The following is a 19,539-nucleotide window of genomic DNA, read 5'->3' as shown; positions in this document are numbered from 1 at the left end:
TAGGAATGAAAGAGAACAAGCACTCAATCTGTTTTTTAAACAGAAAACATGATTTCAAAAGCAATAGCATAGGGAAATGGCCCATGCTGGTTTCAACCGAATAAAAGGCACGGATGGAATGATGAAGTTGGCAAATCAAGCGGATTGCTGACCGGAAAAACTAGTTTTCCTTTATTAATTCATGGTCTTTCCGGATGGATTCTTTGATATCTTCCACTTTATGGTGGGTCAGCCAGTTTCTGAAATCCGGTACATTCGCCGGTTTGAAATGCGTAACATTGCCGTCTTTCAGCAAAATGGTAAATAAATTGTCGGCTTGCAGGAACCTGGCCAGATAACAGAACGGATAGCGAAAGTCTGGGAAAAAGTAGTTTGAAATTTCGTAATTCATAACTAGGCTATGGTTAAATTGTTCAGGTAACGAATCAGTTTTTACATTTTCAACTGGTTTTGATCAGACTTCTAAACGCTTCATTTTACTAACCTTCCGGAACTTGGTATGGCAGCAATTTCGGCTGTAATCCTTTTATGCAGGATTACAGCCGGCCATTTTACTATTGGGCAAACTCTTTCTTTACTTTATCATGAAGCATGAAAATACGGTTGGCAACTGCCAGGCATTCCATAGACGTCATCTGATCAATGGTGTTGACTGCGGCATTTCCCACAATCTGTCCTTTTTCATTCAATCTCGGGCCTTTTCTTGAAACGGCCTGACAAATGCTTTCCCATTCGGAATTCAGTTGTGCAGAAAAATACCGGGATGGAATAACCTGGAAATAACTGGCTTGCGCCTTCAGATGTTCCTTGCACAAAGACAGATTGGTGGTCAGGTTCTGCGTGAATTTTGACAATTCAATGTAAACGAAAATGTTAGATTTCTTCATAATTTCAGGTAAGTTCGATAATACTGATGCTGCTGCTACTTTGTTGACGTTTGGTTATATACGATGTTTTAATAGCTCTTGTCGAAGCAGGACAATGGATTTGAAAGGCTGCTCGGGCCCATTTGGGTAATGTGGCGGCTCTGTCTTTCCGGCTGAATTTTTTAAAATGTCTTGTTTGTATTAGTAGTTAAAGATGCAATGTAAATGTTTATAATTTCTACAAATGCTATTTAATCAGTCTACACAGTGATGCCTTAAAATTAGGGACGAATTTCAGCAAAACTTTACCGGTGTATTGCCAAACGGACAAATAATATTGTCAGACGGACATATCCGGCGTTAACACATTTGCACTAAATTTTGGCCGCATCACTATTTCAAGCAAAAATTGAAGCCTATTTATTGGGCGGAATGTTCAGCTAATCAGCGTAATAAGCAATTTACATTCGTGCAAAACATTGTTCTTTCCGTCATCTTCTAAGGGGTCAGCTATACTTTTCAATCCATGGAAAGTATCTTTCCGGGCGTTTTTAAGTATGTAAAAGATCTCGGATTCATCTCTGCAAATTCCGGCAATTGTGTACATTGCAACACTTTGCAAACGGTACAAAAACGATTTTAACTTTATCTGAAAACATGAAAACCTACTTGTTTTTATTTCTGGCATTTCTCAGCTTTGATAAGCTTGCAGCGCAGTCTGCCGGCAACAATGGTTTTGGTTATCTGGGTTTTAACCACCTTGCACTGCAGGTAAAAGATATGGAAGCCAGCAAGGATTTCTATACGAATGTGGTCGGGCTAAAACCGATCAGCGTGCCGGACAGTCTGAAAGCGATCCGCAGCTGGTTTGATACAGGGAACGGGCAGCAGCTTCATTTGCTTGCCGGCCGCACGACGCCGGTTATCAATGACAAAAACGGCGGGCACTTTGCCATTTTCGTCAGTTCGATTGAAGCAGCCGAAAAATTTCTGAGCGCACGCAAAACCCCGTTCCACAAACAAGTACGATTTGATGGTGTCGTACAGATTTATTTTGCTGATCCGGACGGGTACCTGATTGAAGTAAATCAGAAAAAGTAAATTTTTCTTGCTGCCCGAAAGCAGTAAACCCCTGTATTGCATTTATTAATGTTTCCGAAATTGATTATTTAGAATCAGTGCGTTACAGCTTTGTTCGGCTCCTCGACTTTGTTTTCGTTGTAAATAATTCCAGACCATGGGAAAACTTGCAGACGTGGATATTTGCAGACAAGGAGCCGGACTGGTATGGAATTTTCAGTTTGCGTTGAAATTCTTAACGTTTTTAAATGAAGATTAATCAGTTTTATAATAAGGTTTACACCTGGATTCTGAATACCGGCCCTTCTGTTATACTTGGAATTGCCATTCTTATTGCCGGTTTCTGGCTTATTAAAGTTCTTTCAAGGTGGATGTCGGGCCACTTGAACAGGAAGAACATTGATCCTTCGCTTACGCCGTTTTTTCTGAGCCTGACCATCACCGCATTGAGAATTCTGCTGATTGTCACTGTAATGCAGATTGTAGGCATTCAGATGACGGTATTTGCAGCCTTGATCGGAGCATTCGGCGTGGCGGCCGGACTTGCACTTTCCGGTACTTTGCAGAATTTTACCAGCGGCATCCTGATCCTGATCCTGAAACCTTTCGAGGTTGGCGACAATATTCTGGCGCAAGGGCAGGAGGGAACCGTTTCAGCCATCAAGATATTCTACACGATTGTAACTACATACGATAACCGCAAAGTGGTGATCCCGAACAGCAAGCTTTCCAATGAAGTGATTGTAAACATCAGCGGTTCGGGCAGCAGGCGGCTGGATGTTGAGCTTAAATTCAGCAACAGTATTGAATATGCGGAGGTCAAATCGAAAATTGAAGAAGTACTGAACAAGTCGCAGCATGCCCTGAAATCGCCGGAAAGAAGAATCGGCATTTCATCCATTGAAGCGGACGGCTATAAAGTCATGATCAATGTCTGGCTCCATTCACATGGCTTTGTGGATACCAAACTCGAAATACAGGAAGAAATCATGGAAGGACTAAGGTCATCCGGACTTAAACTTCCAGGCATGTAATGATCGTTTGAAAAGCCGTCAGCAGTCTGGAAAGCAAACATTTTAGCAGACAGTTCTCATAAACTGTATCTAACGCGCTAATATATACGCAGTACGTTAATCCTGTATTAAATAAACTTTGATCAGCTTATGCCATTAAAAAATTACAGCATACTGAAAGCACTGGTAATTGGTAAAAAACTGGCAACCAGCAGCTCGCCTCATTATCAGATTCTTGTTCAGGATGAATCAGGTATGCAGCACCGTGTGGCCGTAAATGCCAAATCCCAGCTACCGCCTTCCGAGCTGCTTTATTATTTTGATGACGATTTTCAGCATGAACTGACCGACAAAATAGCGGAGGCCGATCTTCCGTCGGGGTTTACTTCCATTGCTTCACGTCCGGATGGGCTGGCACTTGATTTTGTCCGAAGAAACCTGTTTGATACCAGTAAAATGAAGGCTTTGCCGCTGGATTTGCCCGGCCCGGATAACGACCTGAACGAAAAACTGGATTTTTACATCAAAAAAGCCGTGGGCGATCCGACTGTTGTTCTGTATGCATTCGGAGAAAAATGGGGGTCGGAGCCTGATAAAAAAGATCAGTACTTCGGTTTTCTGCCGGGTTCCGGAATCCACGACATTCACATGAACCAGGGAAATGAAGGAAGGTTTGAGCGTGATAACGGCATCTGGCAGGATGGCGGGATTCTGCTGCATTTTACGCTTACGGATCAGTGGGTTGCTTTGTTTCTGGCGTTTCAGTCGCAATCTTTTCATACGGATGATTCCGGAAATGCTGTCAGTGAAGCTCCGTCGCAGTCATCGGAACGTGGGGATGTTTATATCATTGCCGCATTGGCCAGCCCGGAATCCGGTCAGCAGGAAAAAGTATACTTGCTAAATGCATCCGGCACATCCATTTCGCTGGACGGATTTGTACTCACCGATATGCTCAACCGCCGGCATCCCTTGGATGGCAAGACAATCGGAGCCGGTGAAATGCTGATTGTAATGCTGGATAACAGTACGATCCAGCTTGGAAACAACGGCGGAACCTTGTCATTACTCGATCCCGACGGAAAAACCATGGACGGCGTTAGTTATACCAAAAAACAGTCCGGGATAAAAGGAAAGCTCATCGTTTTTAGCAAATAGAGTTTTTTGGACGGCAATGAACCTTTAATTTACTGCTATGGCAGTTTACAAAATTGTTACAAGTCTGTACGCCTTTACCTACAAAAGCATCGACGAACACGGATCGGGCATTGACAAAAACAATACGATCCTGATGGGATCTTTTGTCAGGCTTACGGGTGAAGAAGCGGACGGCTGGGTGGAGGTGATTGCATTCAGTATTCAGGGCTGGATAAAAAAGGAAGATATCGGCGACGAGCCCGGCCTGAAAGTTTTCTTTGTGGATGTCGGGCAAGGTGACGGCGCATTGATTGAAGTCGGAAACGAATTTAAAATGCTGATTGACGGCGGGCCCGGAGATAATCTTGCCAATTATCTTCAGAGATGGCAATACAGCTATTATTTCAACAAAGGCGAGAAAGTACATTTTGATTACGTTTTCATCAGCCATTTTGACAAGGATCATTATCAGGGTTTGATCGATATCATCAATGACGGGCATTATACTTTCGGGACCATTTTTCACAACGGAATTGCCAAATTCAGCAAAACTAAAGAGAATTTTCCGGAGGAATATGATTGCAATCTGGGCAGCACAGAAACGTTTGACAATACTCCTTACCTGAAAACTTCATTCTCAAGCATAGAGGAACTTGTTGCGTTAAAAGACAAGGGCGGTATGCAGGATTTACTGGAGAAATTTACTTTTGCAGTTTCAAACGCATTTCAGCAAAACAGGATAAAAGATTTCCAAAGAGCAGATTATCTTACTCCTTCCATCAGCCGCCGGATTGCAGGCAAATCACTTTCTCTTGAAATCCTTGGCCCCGTTACAGACCATTCAACGAAAGATGTGCTTTACAAATATTTCAGCGATGATTCGCATACGGTGAACGGTCACAGCATTGTTCTGAAACTGACGTTCGGCAACCGGAACATGTTGTTCGGAGGCGATCTGAATACGGCATCCGAAGAACATTTAATGGCTTATTACGGAGATGTAAACCCGTTTGAATCGGATGTCGTGAAATCCTGTCATCATGGCGCTTCCGAATTTACGACGGATTTCATGGGGAAAATAAATCCATATGCAACCGTTATTTCGTCCGGCGACAATGAAGCTTACTCACATCCGAGAGCGGATGCCATCGGCTGCGCCGGAAAATATTCCCGGTCCCGGCGGCCTCTGGTTTTTTCTACTGAACTCGCCCGTTCGACAAACCTTAAAACGGAAGAAATCAAATACGGCATGATCAATTTGCGCTGCAACGGTGAGGATATGATCATGGCGCAGATGAAAGAAGCCGCGTCCTCCGGTTCCGTATGGGATCTTTACGACCAATTTATCTGACTGCAAAACGGCTTTTTTTACATCCACGTAAACGGATTTCCGGACGCAACGTGCGTGATTTTAACAGCCGGCAGCTTGGGCTGAAGCCATTCCGCAAACCATTCCATCCCGGGCTCTTCGCTAACGGCATGGCCCAGAATGATGAGTGCCATGTTGCCGCCCAGCAGGCGCGAATCGCGTATATATTCGGCCGTTTCCCATTCCGAAACTTCACCGGCAATGAGCACATCCGGCTTTTCCGAAGATGCAATATTGATCTGATACTGTCCGCCGGCTGCACCGGGCAACAAAGCAACACGTTCACACATTTGTTCAGGATCACCGATTATCCTCAGATTGCTGATTCCCAATGAAGTTTTAAGATGTTGTACAAGCTGCTTCAATGAAACCTTCGGGATGGTAAGAACGGTGCTTTTGGCTTTGTAATAAGAAAGCCAGCCTGCCTTTTTTGCCACGCCATAACTGATGATGTCCGGATTGATGGAATGACAATAATCGTGAAACCGCCAGATAGCTATCTGATGCTTTTCCAGCAACTGAATTTTTTTTTCGAGTACCGTATTGTTCTTTACCAGATTTACTTCATCGCGGTGATTGTAAAAAGACGGTTCATGCGCTATAATAAAGTTTGCGTTGCGCTTAACCGCCTCTTCAATGACGGCAATCGTAGGAAACATCGTCGTTACGATACCCGTCACTTGCTGACCAGCATGGCCGGACTTTATCGTATCAACTGTATTGCTGATCGGAGTCAGCGCACCTTCTTTAAGGACAAGATTGATCACATCCTGAACGGTAAATGCATTGGTATTTACAAGGTTTTCAGCTGCAACGGCAGGTTTCATGCCTGCCAATGCCATGACTGCGACGGCCTTGATACTGTTGTCTACAAAGGATCTTCTTGAAAGTCCGGCAGGTCCGGAAAAGGTTGGGGTTTTCATTATAAGGTGCTTGATTGAAATGGGTTGGAAACGATCAGATAATATGATTGACTGTTTATTGAAAATAAGATCCAATCAGCTCAGAGCTGAAAGTCAATTGTACATAGCTATTATACCAGCAGCTACTTTTTTAATCACAAGCATTCAATTACGAAATTTTACCTGTGAATCCATTGTTGAAACAGCAAACATTTTGTCAATAAAAGTATTCAGTCGTTACTGCTGTCAAAAATGAATCAGTTGAATCTTTTCGGATCAGATGAAAATCTGGTTTTTCCGCAAAACCTGCTGGAATATCATGCTGCATTTCTGGATGAAGCGCAAAGTAGCAATCTGTTACGGAAACTTGCCGATGAAGTCCGGTGGGAACAGAAATCTATTCAGATGTATGGAAAACAGCTTCTTACGCCCAGATTAACCGCGTGGTACGGCGATAAGGGTAAAGTTTACCGTTTTTCCGGATCAAAGTTCGACCCGTTTCCATGGACAAAGGAACTTTACGACCTGAAAGCAAAAGTGGAGGAATTTACTGAATTGACCTTCAACAGTGTTTTACTGAATTATTATCGTAACGGAAATGATTCTGTGGCGTGGCACAGCGACAATGAACAGGAACTTGGCAAAAATCCGTGCATCGTATCAGTAAGTCTGGGTCAGCCGAGGCAATTCGATTTCAGACACAAAACGGATCATTCCGGAAAATATTCACTGCGCCTTGAAAACGGTTCGCTGCTGATGATGAAGGGGATCTGCAGCATAACTGGGAACACCGGATTCCCAAGTCCGGTAAAGATACAGGCGAGCGCATTAATCTGACTTTCAGGACAATCATATAAAAACGGAACTGTCGCTTTTACCCGGTCCGGTGCGCTTGCATTTCCGGAGTGCAATGCGTGGAAAAAAGGAACTTACGGACTTTTTAAATAAGAATTTTCATGCCGTCTTCTGCACAGGCATGGGCAATTTTGTGCCGGTTTTTAAGCATTTGTTTATCCAGATGCGTAAGGAGGATATTCCGGAAGTTCATTTTTGGAAGTTGTCTTGCAAGTTCCGTATAATTCAGATGTCCTTTGACCTTTCCCGTAAAAAACGTGCATTCACATATAAAAAGATCCGCGTTTTCGGAAAGTGCGATCAGGTTTTCAGTCCATGCCGTGTCGCCGGAATAAGAAATAATTTTTCCGGACGTATGAATCCGGATGCCGTGCGGAAGCGATGCCTCGGAATGAATAACGGGTTTGGCAATCAATTTCAGATCGTCACGGATTACCATTTCCTCATCCGTAAATTCCAGGAAATTCAAGTCCAGTTCTTCCATGATATTACTTCCGGGATAAAGCAATGCAAGCAGCTGATGCATATTTTCCCGGCATCCCGGCGGACTTACAATGGTTAACGGCTTTTTTCTGAGGTTCCTTGCGGCTTCGAGCAGGAGAAAAGGCAATCCGCCGTAATGGTCGCCATGAAAATGCGAAATGATGATCGTACTGATTTCTTCCGTGTCAATATTCAATTCTTTTAAGCCCGGAAATGCGCTGGCCCCGCAATCGATCAGAAACTGGGTAGAAGGTGTTTTGATGTGGAAACATGTATTTCTTCTGCCGCCGCTTCCAAATGCGTCTGAACATCCGATTACGGTTAATTCGACTGTTTCCATCTATGCTGAGAATGATTTTTCCGGCTCCGTGCCAATGATTTTGAAGTACTCAAAATACTGTTCCTGTTAAATCGGAGAAAGAAAAACCGTCGGAATATGCCGTTGAAATACAACGGTTGTTTTTCCTGCAGTAACCTTACGATAAATCAAACCGGATTTGGAACAGTTCAGGTTTCATAATTGCCAGTTCATGAAATATCCACTTTCCTTACAAGACAGAATAACGGATTTTTGATCAGCAATAACAAGATAACCCGTTCCTGTTAGCCATGAAAATAACCGTTCTTTTACTGATTGCAGTTACTTCCATCAACACCGGCAATACAACACAGCAACTGGCCGAAACTTCTGCGGACATTCAAATGAATGAAGTAAGTTCCATTGCGGGTCGTGGAGCGGATTATGAAAAGCATCCTGCATTGGCGGTAATACGCAACTGTAACTGAGCGAATATATCTACAATCAAAAGGCACCGGGAATTGCCGGTGCCTTTCTGAGATCCTGCTGGAAACGGATGGTGTTTTATTTTACAGGTTTTTTGAAAATGCTGTTGTCCACCGGTGTATTAATCGCTATTTTATTGGTTATAAAGGTTATAGTTCCCATTTGCGTATTGCTGATATCCATGGAATTCGGAAATTTGATGCCATCCGTTTCCTTGTAATCCGAGAATTCTATTTCACCTTCCTGACCGTTCATGACCATCCTGACCTTGCTCACCAGATAAGTATTTCCATCCAGATATTCATCGTAGCTGGTGCCGTCCTTGGTCGTTACTTTCATATGATAAACATCCTGTTTATCCAGTTTCTCTTTTCCGACCAGTTCTACTTTATTGCCTTTTTCCTTGTAATCGACCAGGCCGCCAAAAGGATCAAGTGTGCCCATCTGTTGTTTCAGCAGGTCGGCCGGCATATCTTCCGGCTCTCCGGTTCCGCCCATCTGCGTGGGACGGATCATCCAGCCTTTTGAATCATCCACAACCTGGATCATGGAATTTCCCATTACCGTTGATTCATTTCTGAGTGACTTGCCAATAACAACCGTCGTCTTTGTAGGGATTTCCATGCCGTTTACGGCAAGCGAACGTTCTGTAACCAGCGTATTGACCGATTTGATCTTGTCGATGCCGCCGAGTGCAGCAACATGTTTGTCCACTATTTCGTCCACCGTCTGACCGAAAGAGGCGGCATAAATAAATACGGCAGCTAGCGTGTAATAAAATCGTTTTGTTTTCATTTGGCTTTGCGTTTTATTGTTAATCGTTTTGGTTATTGTACATCAGCGCGGTGCATTTCCGCCGGCAGGAGCAGGGCCGGATGGCTGGGCACCGCCTTCACTTTTCACATCATCGTTGTTGACCGATTTGGCCTTTCTTTTCGGAGCATCCATGGTCATCTTGCCGATTTTGTAAGTAAAGGTCAGCCTTATGCCGCGGTTATAAAGGTAAATGTCATTAACCTGATTGAAATCCGGTGAATCCAGTTGCGTATGAATGTTGAACCGGCGGCTCAGGAAGTTTTCGGCAGCAAGTCCGACGCTTCCTTTTTTGTTGGCAAAATCCTTTTTCACACCAACCGTATAAAACCCGAATCCGCCCTGTTTACCCTGAATCTGAACCTGCGTTCCCTGCATAAAACCGAAAGCCTGAGCGCCCCAGCCGTTTCTGAAAGTAGCCTGTGAGAATATTCCGCCGCTTACGTTGAAACCCGAATTGGTAATTTCCTTACTCATGCCGTTCTCAATCGTTTGCCCTGTAAGTGTGGTGTAAAATGCATTGGCAAATATCCCGAAGTTGATTTTGGTCGTTGCCGCTATGTTGGCGAACAGGTTTGTACCGTATGCATGCTGCTTTCCGATGTTCTCATAAGTTGTAACGATTGCGCCGGCAAGCGTGTCCGAAGGCTGGCGAACCTGCGAGATCGCATTGTTGGTCACCCGGCCAAAGAACGTTGCGTTTACAAAAGTCTTCTTGATGTTTTTGCTTAGACCAAGTTCAAAATTATTGGTCAGCTCAGGTCGCAGTTCCGGATTTCCGATGGTGATGTTCTGCGGGTTCGCCGAATTGAAATTGGGGTTAAGCTGCTGAAGACCTGGGCGCTGAATCCTGCGGTTGTAACCAAGCTTGATCGTAGTCCCTTTTACCGTTTTGGAAGCATTCACACTCGGTACCAGTACGCCGTAATTGCCTACGCCAACGGAACCTTCGTTTGTACTTGCATCAATGAACGTATGCTCATACCGCAGTCCGCCTTTCAGGGTATAGCGGCTTTTGGTTGTGTAAGTATAAGAAGTATAACCGGCTGCAATGTTCTGGTGGTAAAGCAGTTCACCGGATGGCTGGTCTTTTTCAGGAACAAAGTTGCCGGTCGGTTCGGCTATCAGAAAACTGTAATCACTGTTCACCTGACGGAAAATGGCCTTGCCGCCGAATTCCAGCAACTGGTTTTTCTTGACAGGAGTCTGGTAATCGGACTGGAAGGTAAATTCCTGATTCAGGTTTTTGTTCAGGTTTCGCTGGCGGTTTGTCAGCTGATCACTGCCGTTCAGCAGATCCGCATCAAAATTGTTGGTCAGGTCGTTGCGGCTGTAAAGCGTGGAAATGCTCCATTCCTGCTGCGGCTTGAAAGTATGCAGATAATCCAGGTTGACGTCCACCGTTCCTGAAAGGTTCTTGGCATCCACATTCCGTTTTGAAATTTCATCAGCAGCACTGCTTTTGGTCAGGCGCGTAATCAGGTCCTGTTGACTGATCATGTTTCTGACACCATAACGAACGCCGGCAGTCAGGCTCTGGTTTTTGGCAAGATCGTAATCAAATCCAAGGTTGTAATTTCCGAAAAGCCCTTTGCTGTTTCCGTCTCCGGTCTGCGTGGTGGTGGTCGCATTTCCGTTAACGATACTCGTTTGTTCAAGCGTTGTTTTGGTAATGGTGTTGTACATGCCGCGTCCGAAGCCGCCGATGGTAAAACCGGCTTTTCCCTTGCGGTAACCGCCATTGAGCGAAAGCATGGAGCCACGGTTACCGATTCCCGAATCTACATTCAGGTTTAAACCCTGCAGACTGTTTTTCTTTGTAATAATATTGATGATCCCGCCGGAACCTTCGGCATCGTATTTGGAAGAAGGGCTTGTGATTACCTCCACCGTTTTGATCTGGTCTGCCGGAATCTGTTTCAATGCATCTGAAACGCTGTTGGCCACGATTGTACTTGGCTTGTTATTGATCAGTACACGAATATTCTGGTTACCTCTTAACGAAACATTGCCGTCCAGGTCCACAGAAAGCAGCGGCACTTTGCGCAGTACGTCCGTAGCATCACCGCCTTTGGCAGCAATATCTTTTTCGGCATTATAAACCAGCCTGTCCACTTTTTCCTCGATGAGCGCCGCCTGGCCGGTCACTGTCACTTCATTCAGCGTTTTGCTGTTGGAACTTAGTCTGATTACGCCAAGATCCAGTTGCTGGCCTTTTTCCAGCTTGATGTTGTCGAGTGATTTACTGGAGTAGCCAATAAATGAAATCAGTAATTTATAATCGCCGGCAACGAGTTTGTTCAGTTCAAATTTTCCTTTCTCATCCGCAACTGTTCCGTCAATGGCTACTCCGGTGCTTTTGTTGTATAATGCAATACTCACAAATTCGATGGCATTTGCTGAAACTGAATCTACGATGGAACCCGTGATTCGGGAAGTTCCTTTCGGGCTTTGGTCACCGGCAGTTCCCGGCAGGGCTTTTGGCTGCGCTGTTCCGCCGGCTCCCGGAAACTGGGCAAGAGCGGGTGCCAGAAAAACAGTCAGAATGACAGAAGTGGCAAGCAAAAATTTGTTCATTAGAAAGATTTTTAATTTAACAGATTAAAATTGCCATCTAAATAAGTCAGCGGAAAGAAAAATATGACCAATGCAGGAATTACCCGGATGGACGATTCCCGGAAGCCGATAATCTGATTGGCTCGTCGGAAAGTAAAAGGTGAACTGTGAAGGAAATTGATCATGCCACAACGGACGGCATGGAGTTTTACAGCATGCAGAAGTACAGTTAAACATCAACCTGAAACATGCCGCCGGAAATAGAAGAAAGCCAGTCAGATTTTAAGCCCAATGATCATCTTGCCAATGAAAGAACCTATCTTGCCTGGATCCGGACAAGTATCGGCATCATGGCATTCGGATTTGTAGTAGTCAAATTTTCGCTGTTTGTCAAGCAGATCGGAATCGCGCTGGGAACAAATATCAAAACGCCTTCGCATGGTTATTCCGCTGTAATCGGAATCATTCTGGTCGCTTTCGGAGCCTTGGCTATTCTGTTTTCTTACTGGCAGTACCGCAAAACAGAAAAACAACTGCGGACCAGAAAATACGTGCCATCCAGCGTGCTGACGAGTTTTCTGACTGCCCTGATGTTTCTGATCAGTATTATTCTTATCATTTACCTGATTCAGAGTGTGTAACAGGAAAGTATGCCGGGCACCGGCATAACAGAAATCACAGCTTTGCTGCAAGCTGTGACGTTTTGTTGTTCCGGAAAGTAAATGTTTATTCAGCGGCAGATTTCGGCTTGCGTCCGACTTTGGTACGGTTGCGGATCTTGTCCGGACGCGGCCGTATTTCCTTGTCCTGAAAGTATAGCTTCAGAGATTCCAGGATGATATCTTTTTGCGTAAGACCTTCCCAATAACCGTAATCCTTCATGTTTTCCATCAGGATGTAATCGCAATCAAAGGTTACTTTGGTTGGAGCACCTTCCGGAACCTCGTTAGCCTTGATGTTTTCAGGTTCTTCATGTACGTCAGAAACCAGTGGAAGAGGTGCAAAATCAAATTTCCTTTCCTTTGCCATAGTATCAGTTATTGATTCGTTCTAAAATTTCTTTGGTCAGCTTGTAATAATCTTCGGCACCGTTGCTATTTGGTGCATAATCAAATATGGTTGTCCCGTTCGCCTGCGCTTCCGAAAGGGCAATATTATCACGAATGTACGAATCCATAAATACTTCACCAAGTTGTTCCTTCGTTGCCGATATCAGTTCATGACTGATTTTCTTTCTGATCTTGGGATTGTAACGCGTTGCAAAAACGCCGCCCAGATTGGTACCCGGACTGATTTTCTTGATTTCAGCCGAATAAACCAGAAAGTTGCGCAAACCTTCATAACTCAGAAACTCGGCCTGCAGCGGAACATAATACTGATGACATGAAACCAGCGCCAGCCTCGTGTTCCCGTACAGCGCCGGCGGGCAGTCGATAATCACAAAATCATAACGGTCCTTTACTTTCTCCAGTGCAATTTTCAGGTTGAACGGAAAAACCGGCGCCGACTTGATCGTATCTTCACGATGGATCATTTCCGCAGATCCGGGCAGCACATCGATGTCGCCAACTCGCTTTACGATTTCATCAAATTCAAATTCACCTGTGATAAACGAACCGCTGTCCTTTTTCAGCCCTGCATGCGTAATGCCGAAACTTTTGGTAAGACTGGCTTGTGCGTCAAGGTCAATAACCAATACCCTTGCATTGGCAAATTTGCTGAGACCAGCAGCAATACTTTGAGCAGAAGTTGTTTTTCCAACACCGCCTTTGTTGTTGACTATACTGATGATTTTCATTTAAAAGTATTATATGAATAAAAAGTAAAAGGTTTATCTAATGTTCCGTACGTAAATAAACGTAAAATATTTTTATCACTAATGTTATAAATGAAAAGTGTTAAAAGATTTTTTAAAATTAATATATTCTTAAAGTATAAAAAGTATTATTTGTTTTAAAAGTTATAGTTGCGTTGTGTTTTCTGGATTGTAAATAACACATTGAAGACCAGCTGTTTTTGTAAAGAGAGCCTTGAAGCAGAGGAAAGTTGATTCCGGACCTTTCGGAAGTTTAAATTGTAAATGCGTAAAAAAAGGAGCCGGTGTACGGCTCCAATCATTCCGGAGAGAAAATAATGTTGCTTATACCGAAGCATTGGCGGCGCTTGCAACAGCTTCCCTGTTCAGCTTGGCCTCAACATATTTATGAATTCTGTACATAAGCAACGCAGTTACAATGATCGCAATTACGACAACATTTCCAAGCGTCGGATAATTTTCAATGTAGCCGGTGCTCGTTTCCGAAACAATAAATCCCGCGATCAGCGATGCAATCCCGCCTGCGATCTGCTGAACGGAAGAATTTACGCCCATAAATGCGCCGCGATCCTGCGGTTCAGGAATTGCGGTCATTAATGCAGATGCAGAAATCATTCGTGCTGTTATTCCGACGAACAGTAGAACATTCAACATGATTATGATCCATAACGGCGTGATTCCAAGATTGCAATAGATCACCGTCATGGCACATGCAATGGCCGAACCGCCGAGAAATACTTTGTACTTTCCGATTCTGTCGCTCAGTTTTCCGATAAACGGACTGAAAACAAGCATGCAGATTCCGGTAATCATGTATAAAGTCGGAAGCTGGTCTTCCTTGATCCCAAGATTGTTCACGCCGAAAGCCGTACCGAAAGGCATGAGCATAAACCCGCCGGTGGCAAGTAAGATTGTTGCCGCAAAGCCCTGAAGATACTCCGGCCGTGACAGGGTTTTTCCAAGATGGCTGAATGCATTGCTCTTCGTCTGGATTTTCAAATGCTCGTTAATGGGCTGCATGTATTTTACAATCAGCAACCCGACAATGATACTCAGCCCGACGATCATCAGAAATGGTGCATGCCAGCTTGAAACTTTCGCAAGGTACAATCCGATCGGAATCCCAAGAACCTGGCTGCTGGCAAACGCCATCTGAACAAAACCCATTACTCTTCCGCGCACCTCAATCGCAAACAGATCTGTAATAATGGCCGAAGTGATGGAACCGATTACACCGCCGAACAAGCCGGTAAAAATCCGGGCCATCAGAAGAAAATGATAATCCGGAGCAATACCGCAGAGAAATGTGCCGATGACAAAACCGGTATAAAAAAACAGCAGCAGTTTTTTTCTGTCAAATTTATCTGCAAAACCCGCTGTCAGCAATCCGGCAGCACCCGCGCTGAAAGCATAAGCTGAAACAACAAGCCCGAACTGACTTGTACTGATGGAAAGCTCGTCAAGCAAAATGTAACCCAATGGTGAAAGTACCATAAAATCGAGTACTACGGTGAACTGCAGTGTGGCGATAATGGCAATGATAAATTTTTCATAACCGGTAAAAACACTGGTTTTCTGGTCTGTCATATAGGAATTCTGTTAAGTTTCAATGGTTCAGTTCTTCACACAAATAACCCGCCTGCTTTATTTTTTCTATAACCGGCAGACAGTCCGGATGCGTCGACTCGATGCGGAGCACGTTGTCAATGTCTGTAATATCAACATGCCAGTTAATGATTTCCGGGCAGGCGTCCAGCATCGGCATCAGCAATCGCACATCTTTTTTCCGGTTTATGCTGGTCCGGAAAATAAGTATAAATGCTTGATTCAGAAAGTTATCATTCATAATCGATATATAAGACAATTTATGTAGCCAATCTTTATGCCTTTATTTAAAACAGTCAATTCTGCTTCCATGGGTATTTTGCATGTTCATTCTGACTTAAATGTAAGTCTCAATAAAATGCTGAACGTCCAAAGCTGAACATCAGGAATGCGTTATGATAAAGTTTTCAAGGATTTTTTTATTATAACCTTTGTATCCGCCCTGGAAATCCCTTCCGGCAACTGCAATAAAATCGGCCATGCGTCTGGAATTCAGCTGCGAAAGCAGAATTTCATAATCTCCGTCGTATTTGATAAAATATCCGGAATAAACCAGAACTTCGGGATTTTCATACAAAACAAAATTCGGATAAAGGTTCATGGGCGAAAAAATGATTTTTCTTCCGAAAGAAGTGTCCAGTGCCTGCGCTCTTCCAAACGCATACCAGGCAACTGCATTGGGCTTTCCATTATCACGACGATTGAGCGACGGTTTTACTTTAAGCAAATACGCATAGGCATACGGAAATTTTTCAGCAAGGATATTTTCCGGAATGATACGCTGCTTGCCTGCGTCATCTTGATAATATGGAAAAAGAACATATTCTGTAACCGGCTCATCCCGATTTTTCAGCCTTGAACCTTTTACAACGGGTTTTAACAAAGCTTTCTCGATATGTGCAAAAATGCCGCTTTTACTTTTGGCATAAATAATCCCGTCTATTTCTTCAATAATCGTAAAAAAATAACAGCCGTCTGCAAGGGTTGTGATTCCGACAGAAATGCGGCAGATTTCACCCAGTCTTGTTCCGTTTTCCGGTTCGGCAGCATGCACCGACAATTTCCATGGATGTTGCCCGCTTAATTCAGTATAAAGAACTTTTCTGTTCTGATAATTAAAGCTGCGGTCCAGACATTGTTCAAACCGGAATTCACTCTGCGGTGCTTTGCCGAAAATGGTTATGGCCGTGTAAGTTGACGCATTATCAAAAACCGGGATTGCAGCATAATTCGTAATTTTTATCAGCTGCTGACTTTCAAGAAAATAGGAGCGGAGCGGTTTACCGGTTTCTGATGTCATGTAAGAATTCGGCGTGATAAATCCGCAAATGCCGTTTTTTGAAAGTAACCTGACCGCAAGCTGAAAAAAAGCCAGAAAAGCATCTGTGGAACCGGAACTGCAGAAAGAATATTTGTTCTGAATAAATTTTCGCTGCTTTTCGGACAAATGCTGAATGCGAATGTAAGGCGGATTTCCAAATATAAATTCATACCGCTTTCTGGAATTGAACTGTTTGAGTGCGTCACGTTGATGCAGGTTCCAGTTTACTTCCAGTTCAAACGGCTTGATCAGTTCATCCAGATTTCTACGGCAGCTCTCGATCGCATCCGGATCAATATCCCAGCCTTCCAGATTTTGTAACTGTTCCACAACGCCTTCGCGGGGTGCTGTTTTTAGAATATGCGCTGCAAGCGGAACAAGAAACCGGCCGTCGCCGCAAGCCGGATCGAGCATTTTACAGGAATTCAGGTCTGCATTATAAAAACCGGAATCAAGAAGAATTTTATCTACAATATGAAAAGGAGTGTAAACTTGCCCAAGCAGTTTTTTTTTCTGATAAGTGCGCGTTTGTGAAGCCATGGACTTATTTCTGTGCCCTGCGTGATGACTGACATCAGTCTGCAAAGCGGACTTGCATCAAATATACGTAATAAATTACTTCAGCATACAAATCCTGAAACCTTTAAGGCGTCGGATAAATGGCGTAATAACCGGCGGATCTATTTCCTGAAAAAGCACTTCATATGTATTTTCGTTGAAAACAAACGAACTTCCGTCGGAGCGTGCCCGCATTGTGCCGCATTTATAAAATTGTCCGATGCTTCCGTTTTCCAGTGCCGGTTTGTCAACAAATCCCAGCATGGAAGCAACGGTTCCGTTTGTTTCGCATTGATGAAATGAAACACAGAAATAATGCGAAGTTTTGGAACCGGGCTTGTTCAGCTGGGATGCGGGAATGTTCAGGACGTAATCCGGAGCGAGTATGCCCGATTTTCGTTTCATGGATTTGATGTCTACGGAAAATGTATGTTCTTCGGTTTTTATCAAAAAATCCTGTCCCCAATCCTGTCCGTCCGTTGCACCAAACGAGCGGGTAGGGCGGGGGAGATGATAACAGTCCGCAAACAGAATTTCACCGAGACTTCCGGTGAAGCGCAATATGCGGGTTTGGGAAAGTTTTTCGGCGTGCCGGTCCCAGATATTGGAAACAGGATGATGTTTCAGCGAATGTTCGACGAGTTCGCGCGCAGAAAGCTTCTGTTCTTCACTCACTGAGATTTGAATGTACGTGCCTTTGGTCAGAAGAGTTTGCTCCATGCGAATCTAATCGCTATCAAAGTGAGTACAAAGCCGGTTAAAATCACAGAAAATGGAACGTAAGTCCATGCTACTAAGTGGATTCTGTCTACAAACCACATCACTCCGATGAGTGCGGCGATCAGGGTCAGAAAACCGGAAATTTTGCCGAAACCGGGTATCAATGAGAAAGGAATCTTGCTTTTGATCAGCATGAGCGTAATGGCCATGGAAATGACGGGCAAAAACTGCATGATGATATTGGCCTGCCAGATGCTCTGTCTTTCAAACAGAAAAAGATACGTATTTAGTGTAACTGCAAAAATTCCCGGAATGCAAATAGCGTAAACAAGTACGGCATATACATAACTCCAGAACTTTACATCCCGGCTGCCATGGGCCAAAATGCCTGTAATCCACGCCAGTAACGGAAGCAGTAAAAAATAAAATACAAGCGGCCAGGGATTTTCAGATATGTACTGAAAAAGCTGAGATAGTGTCATTTGACGTAAAAAGTGAATGCAAATGAAGAAAATTTTTAATTATAAAAATCATTAAATTAAAGGTTATAAAAAAGAGGAAGAGTTTTTTACAATCGTAAATCCTCTTCCTCTTTCCAGAACTTTAAATCAAAACCAGCTATAAGCCAAGTAAAAAACCGATTGTAAAATTGGCGTCCCAGTCAAAAACAAACTGCTTGCAGCCGGTTGCATCGGCAATAGCCTTGTAAATGTTTACGCCGGCTTTCGATTTGGCATTGGACAATTTGGAGTAAGCAAGCGGCGCGCTCAAAGTTGTATAACGCTCTTTGCCCTTTCTAACTTCTTTTGCCATTTCAAAAGGAACGCCGCCGATGATAAAGCAGGTCTTTGTCAATTCACTCGGAACCTGTTTGGCTTTGTCCATAACTTCCTGATAAACTTTGTTGTCGTCCGAGCCTTCCTGAAAATACTTGGCGCCGTACGATTCCAGTGCTGAAATTCTTCCACCGTTCATCCATGAAATTTTTGTATTTCCGGAACCGATGTCCACAACAAAAGCCTTGTCGGAATACTCGGCCGGCAATACGGATCTGAGTGCAAGCTGTCCTTCCTGTTCCGGTGTAACCTGATTGACAACATAGCCAATGGATTTCAGAACGCGTGTAATCTTCTGGGTCACATCCGCTTTTGCTGCACCGGAACTCACAACAAAGTGAATGTCCTTGCTGCCTACGCCAAAGTCAAGCATGCCGCCGATGTATTTTTTCAGTCCGATGCGGACATCTTCGTCCGTTGCCATATTTTCCGTTACAAGGCTGTTTCCGAACTCCGACTTCTCAAGGCTCCATCTTTTCTGATCATCCACTTTGATTATGAAAGAGTTGAAACCGCTGGCGCCCAGTTCCACCACGCCCCGCAGCTTTCCGTTAACCGGTGCGGGCGGTGTGTAACTGAACGAAGTTGTCGTATTATCCGTTGCTTCCTGATTGTTGCTGCTGTTATCTTCAGAGGCTGTTTCCGTATTTTCAGAACTGCCCGTATTTTCCGTTTGCGTTGTCTGATTTTTGTTGTTTTCGGCCATCTGGTTTAAAGCCTTCTGGCCGCCGAGGTATTTGTAACCCAGGAATATTGCTCCTAAAATGATGGCGGTAATTATCAACCGGCCGGCAACTGTTAGTCTTTTCATTGATATTTGGTGTA

Annotated in this window: 21 protein-coding genes; 7 read left to right on the top strand and 14 right to left on the bottom strand. The window is 44.0% G+C overall.

Annotated elements, in window-relative coordinates; all coding sequences use genetic code 11:
- Positions 1-160 precede the first annotated feature (160 nt).
- Both FEM33_RS13375 and FEM33_RS13370 read right to left on the bottom strand, forming a co-directional pair.
- Positions 161-391, bottom strand: a complete 231-nt coding sequence (locus FEM33_RS13375) for a hypothetical protein (RefSeq protein ID WP_139012511.1) — start codon at positions 389-391, stop codon at positions 161-163.
- Positions 392-554: 163 nt separating this feature from the next.
- A complete protein-coding gene (locus FEM33_RS13370; protein WP_139012510.1) occupies positions 555-887 on the bottom strand; it encodes a hypothetical protein in 333 nt (110 codons plus the stop codon).
- A 636-nt stretch (positions 888-1,523) separates the two neighbouring features.
- Between FEM33_RS13370 and FEM33_RS13365 the strand changes: the two genes are divergently transcribed.
- The 4 genes from FEM33_RS13365 to FEM33_RS13350 all read left to right on the top strand — a co-directional run bounded on the left by FEM33_RS13365 (position 1,524) and on the right by FEM33_RS13350 (position 5,447).
- Positions 1,524-1,967 (top strand): VOC family protein, encoded by a 444-nt coding sequence (locus FEM33_RS13365; protein WP_139012509.1) that lies wholly within the window; start codon positions 1,524-1,526, stop codon positions 1,965-1,967.
- A gap of 227 nt (positions 1,968-2,194) precedes the next feature.
- Positions 2,195-2,980 (top strand): mechanosensitive ion channel family protein, encoded by a 786-nt coding sequence (locus FEM33_RS13360; protein WP_139012508.1) that lies wholly within the window; start codon positions 2,195-2,197, stop codon positions 2,978-2,980.
- Between the two features lie 129 nt (positions 2,981-3,109).
- Positions 3,110-4,117 (top strand): DUF2278 family protein, encoded by a 1,008-nt coding sequence (locus FEM33_RS13355; protein ID WP_139012507.1) that lies wholly within the window; start codon positions 3,110-3,112, stop codon positions 4,115-4,117.
- 37 nt (positions 4,118-4,154) lie between these two features.
- The gene (locus tag FEM33_RS13350) at positions 4,155-5,447 is read left to right on the top strand and encodes a ComEC/Rec2 family competence protein (protein WP_139012506.1); all 1,293 of its coding nucleotides are present in this window, start codon (positions 4,155-4,157) and stop codon (positions 5,445-5,447) included.
- Between the two features lie 17 nt (positions 5,448-5,464).
- On the opposite strand, the gene FEM33_RS13345 is transcribed toward FEM33_RS13350, so the two are convergent.
- Positions 5,465-6,388, bottom strand: coding sequence for a Nif3-like dinuclear metal center hexameric protein (locus FEM33_RS13345; protein WP_229214235.1), 924 nt, complete (start codon positions 6,386-6,388; stop codon positions 5,465-5,467).
- 231 nt (positions 6,389-6,619) lie between these two features.
- Here FEM33_RS13345 and FEM33_RS13340 point away from each other — a divergent pair, with 231 nt between their 5' ends.
- On the top strand, positions 6,620-7,204 hold the full coding sequence (locus tag FEM33_RS13340; RefSeq protein ID WP_229214234.1) for an alpha-ketoglutarate-dependent dioxygenase AlkB family protein: 585 nt from the start codon (positions 6,620-6,622) through the stop codon (positions 7,202-7,204).
- A 103-nt stretch (positions 7,205-7,307) separates the two neighbouring features.
- Here the strand turns inward: FEM33_RS13340 and FEM33_RS13335 are convergent, their stop codons facing one another.
- On the bottom strand, positions 7,308-8,045 hold the full coding sequence (locus FEM33_RS13335; protein WP_139012505.1) for an MBL fold metallo-hydrolase: 738 nt from the start codon (positions 8,043-8,045) through the stop codon (positions 7,308-7,310).
- Positions 8,046-8,314: 269 nt separating this feature from the next.
- Here FEM33_RS13335 and FEM33_RS26340 point away from each other — a divergent pair, with 269 nt between their 5' ends.
- Positions 8,315-8,491 (top strand): hypothetical protein, encoded by a 177-nt coding sequence (locus FEM33_RS26340; protein WP_161597113.1) that lies wholly within the window; start codon positions 8,315-8,317, stop codon positions 8,489-8,491.
- 76 nt (positions 8,492-8,567) lie between these two features.
- Here the strand turns inward: FEM33_RS26340 and FEM33_RS13330 are convergent, their stop codons facing one another.
- Together FEM33_RS13330 and FEM33_RS13325 are read right to left on the bottom strand one after the other, a co-directional pair.
- Positions 8,568-9,284 (bottom strand): outer membrane lipoprotein-sorting protein, encoded by a 717-nt coding sequence (locus FEM33_RS13330; protein ID WP_139012504.1) that lies wholly within the window; start codon positions 9,282-9,284, stop codon positions 8,568-8,570.
- Between the two features lie 42 nt (positions 9,285-9,326).
- A complete protein-coding gene (locus FEM33_RS13325; protein ID WP_139012503.1) occupies positions 9,327-11,879 on the bottom strand; it encodes a TonB-dependent receptor in 2,553 nt (850 codons plus the stop codon).
- 227 nt (positions 11,880-12,106) lie between these two features.
- Here FEM33_RS13325 and FEM33_RS13320 point away from each other — a divergent pair, with 227 nt between their 5' ends.
- A complete protein-coding gene (locus tag FEM33_RS13320; RefSeq protein WP_139012502.1) occupies positions 12,107-12,499 on the top strand; it encodes a YidH family protein in 393 nt (130 codons plus the stop codon).
- Between the two features lie 85 nt (positions 12,500-12,584).
- On the opposite strand, the gene FEM33_RS13315 is transcribed toward FEM33_RS13320, so the two are convergent.
- The 8 genes from FEM33_RS13315 to FEM33_RS13280 form a co-directional block, all read right to left on the bottom strand.
- Entirely contained in the window at positions 12,585-12,887 is a 303-nt protein-coding gene (locus FEM33_RS13315; RefSeq protein ID WP_139012501.1) for a hypothetical protein, read from the bottom strand.
- Positions 12,888-12,891: 4 nt separating this feature from the next.
- Positions 12,892-13,656: a ParA family protein gene (locus FEM33_RS13310; protein WP_139012500.1), complete on the bottom strand. Its 765-nt coding sequence runs from the start codon at positions 13,654-13,656 to the stop codon at positions 12,892-12,894.
- A gap of 342 nt (positions 13,657-13,998) precedes the next feature.
- Complete coding sequence (locus tag FEM33_RS13305; protein ID WP_139012499.1) at positions 13,999-15,261, bottom strand: MFS transporter; 1,263 nt, start codon at positions 15,259-15,261, stop codon at positions 13,999-14,001.
- A gap of 19 nt (positions 15,262-15,280) precedes the next feature.
- A complete protein-coding gene (locus FEM33_RS13300) occupies positions 15,281-15,520 on the bottom strand; it encodes a hypothetical protein (protein ID WP_139012498.1) in 240 nt (79 codons plus the stop codon).
- A 141-nt stretch (positions 15,521-15,661) separates the two neighbouring features.
- Entirely contained in the window at positions 15,662-17,140 is a 1,479-nt protein-coding gene (locus FEM33_RS13295; protein WP_139012497.1) for an Eco57I restriction-modification methylase domain-containing protein, read from the bottom strand.
- Between the two features lie 75 nt (positions 17,141-17,215).
- Positions 17,216-17,878 (bottom strand): hypothetical protein, encoded by a 663-nt coding sequence (locus FEM33_RS13290; protein ID WP_139012496.1) that lies wholly within the window; start codon positions 17,876-17,878, stop codon positions 17,216-17,218.
- Positions 17,860-18,360, bottom strand: a complete 501-nt coding sequence (locus FEM33_RS13285; protein ID WP_139012495.1) for a hypothetical protein — start codon at positions 18,358-18,360, stop codon at positions 17,860-17,862. The genes FEM33_RS13290 and FEM33_RS13285 overlap by 19 nt, the downstream gene beginning before the upstream one ends.
- Before the next feature lie 136 nt (positions 18,361-18,496).
- A complete protein-coding gene (locus FEM33_RS13280) occupies positions 18,497-19,525 on the bottom strand; it encodes an acetate and sugar kinases/Hsc70/actin family protein (protein WP_139012494.1) in 1,029 nt (342 codons plus the stop codon).
- Positions 19,526-19,539 lie beyond the last annotated feature (14 nt).

Origin of the sequence: Dyadobacter flavalbus, assembly GCF_006149045.1 — a bacterium.
In the GTDB taxonomy this organism is placed as follows: domain Bacteria; phylum Bacteroidota; class Bacteroidia; order Cytophagales; family Spirosomataceae; genus Dyadobacter; species Dyadobacter flavalbus.
This window is presented reverse-complemented; position numbering and strand designations above follow the sequence as displayed.